Here is a 369-nt window from a genome sequence, read left to right on the forward strand (position 1 = left end):
ATCGCAAAGATCTGGCGGTTTTTCGCCGAGAGGCGGCGCAGGCGGAAACAAGCAACTCGGCGGCGGGGGGGGGTTTAACCGAGGCGGACAGGGCGGGAATCGAGGCGGGAGTCGGCGGGGAGACACCCCCAGGACAACACACCCAAGAAAAAGGACCCCGAAACGCAAGAATTATAACAAAAAAAACCAGATGAAAAACCAAACAAAAAAAAATCACAAAACACACAAAAAAAAAACACCCCCGCCATATGAATCTTTTGTTTTTTTAAAAAACCCCCCGCTTATCACAAAATTACCACAAAAATAAATACTCCCACCTTAGTAAGAAGCTTAATCTTTTTTTATCGTATTTTTTTAAATAATGGTCTA

Annotated in this window: 1 protein-coding gene; it reads left to right on the plus strand. The window is 44.2% G+C overall.

The annotated features are described in order from the left end of the window. Nucleotides 1-194: hypothetical protein (locus ACYVTD_RS17975; protein WP_461248975.1), on the plus strand; the 194-nt coding region annotated here is incomplete at its 5' end. Nucleotides 195-369 lie beyond the last annotated feature (175 nt).

This window comes from Treponema sp. R6D11, from assembly GCF_054786075.1.